The sequence below is a fragment of the Mesorhizobium sp. M7A.F.Ca.MR.362.00.0.0 genome, assembly GCF_004023175.1.
Classification (GTDB): Bacteria; Pseudomonadota; Alphaproteobacteria; order Rhizobiales; family Rhizobiaceae; genus Mesorhizobium.
Genome location: NZ_RZTF01000095.1, coordinates 15,181 through 16,846, shown reverse-complemented (window position 1 = coordinate 16,846; position 1,666 = coordinate 15,181). Strand labels below are relative to the sequence as shown.

Genomic DNA, 1,666 nt, shown 5'->3' with positions numbered 1-1,666 from the left:
CATTGGAGCGGCCGACCCGGCAGGGATAGCAGTGGCCGCACGACACCACGGGATCGACCACCACACGGTCTCCCGTCGCAATGCCGGTCACATTGCGTCCGAGCGCTGTTACGCTGCCGGCGAATTCATGGCCGATGATACGTGGATAGACGGCGAACGGATTGGAGCCATGCAGGATGTGAATGTCGGAGCCGCAGATGCCGGCACGGCTGACATGAACGACGACTTCGCCTGCCCCGGGCTGGGGTATCGTGCCCTGCCGGACTTCCAGCGACTGCGGCGCGCGAACGAGAACTTCAAGCATGGCCTCACCACTTGTATACTAGTCGACAAGTGGCTCAATCTCGCTGCTTCGTCAAGCGCTCATGGCGGCTGTTAGACAGCCTCTTACCTGACACGTTGCGACACGAAATCGGAACTGGCGTTCACTGAAACGCAAATGCCCTGGCGTCCGCAGTTTGGACGCTCAATGCGCTGTCTTGCCGGTCTCCTCTCGAAGGGGGGGCAATCAAAATTTGTTGACTTCCATCAAGGAGGAAATGACTACCGCTTGCCTATCCGTCGGACCATAAGACAGGCTGTGCGATCGGGGCCTCGGCCGGCTTGCCGCACGGAAGGCGACCTTGCCTTTGAACGCGGACGCGCCATCTGGAATGGGGCAGCCGCCTGCATGACGGAATGGCAACAGCATTGGAACAGCCTCAATTTGCCACCGAGCGCGATCCGAGGCTGAGACTGATTATTCCAATCATCGTCGCCATCGCCTTTCTGATGGAGCAGCTCGATTCCACCATCATCACCACCGCGATCCCCGCCATCGCGCGCAGCCTCGACACGACGCCCGTCAGGCTGAATCTGGCGATCACTACCTACATCCTGACGCTGGCCGTATTCATTCCCGTCAGCGGCTGGTTCGCCGACAGGTTCGGCGCGCGAAAAGTGTTCGCACTGGCGCTTTTCACCTTCACCCTCGGCTCGGTGCTATGCGGCATGGCCAACAGTTTCGGCATGCTTTTGGCGATGCGCGCCCTGCAGGGGCTGGGCGGGGCGATGATGACGCCGGTCGGGCGGCTGATCCTGCTGCGCAGCTTTCCGCGCAGCGGGCTTATCACCGCCATGACCTACACGACCTTGCCCGCCATCATGGGGCCGGAGATCGGGCCGCTGCTCGGCGGCCTGTTGACCACTTACGCGTCGTGGCGCTGGATATTCTATGTCAACGTGCCATTCGGTTGTCTCGGCATTCTGGCGGCGCTGCGCTTCGTCGACGATTTCCGCGAGGAGGCGGTGCAGCGCTTCGACTTCGCCGGGTTCCTGATGGTGGGATGCGGAGTCGCGCTGCTGCAGTTCGGACTGGAAAGCATCGGTAGGCCGATCATCTCCGTTTCGGCGACAGCGTTGGTGTTGGCCGCGGCGATCCTGCTGCTGCTCGCCTTCGGGCGCTATGCGCGCCGCGTCGTTGCACCGGCAGTCGATCTGACACTGTTTCGATTTCGCTCGTTCTGGGTCGGTACGCTCGCAGGCGGCCTGTGCCGCGTTGGCCTCAACGGCGTGCCTTTCCTGTTGCCGCTGATGCTGCAGGTCGGCTTTGGCATGAGCCCGGTCACCTCGGGCTCGCTGACATTCGTCGGCAGCTTCGGCGCCTTGCTCATTCGGCCGCTGCTGT

General features: G+C 62.2%; 1 protein-coding gene and 1 pseudogene (1 of these 2 cut by a window edge). One reads left to right on the top strand and one right to left on the bottom strand.

Annotation, left to right across the window (positions count from 1 at the left end):
* Positions 1-304, bottom strand: a pseudogene (locus tag EOC06_RS14600) (alcohol dehydrogenase catalytic domain-containing protein) (it extends 668 nt beyond the left edge of the window).
* A gap of 374 nt (positions 305-678) precedes the next feature.
* Here EOC06_RS14600 and EOC06_RS14595 point away from each other — a divergent pair.
* A partial coding sequence (locus EOC06_RS14595) for an MFS transporter (RefSeq protein ID WP_245469599.1) occupies positions 679-1,666 on the top strand: 988 nt, incomplete at its 3' end.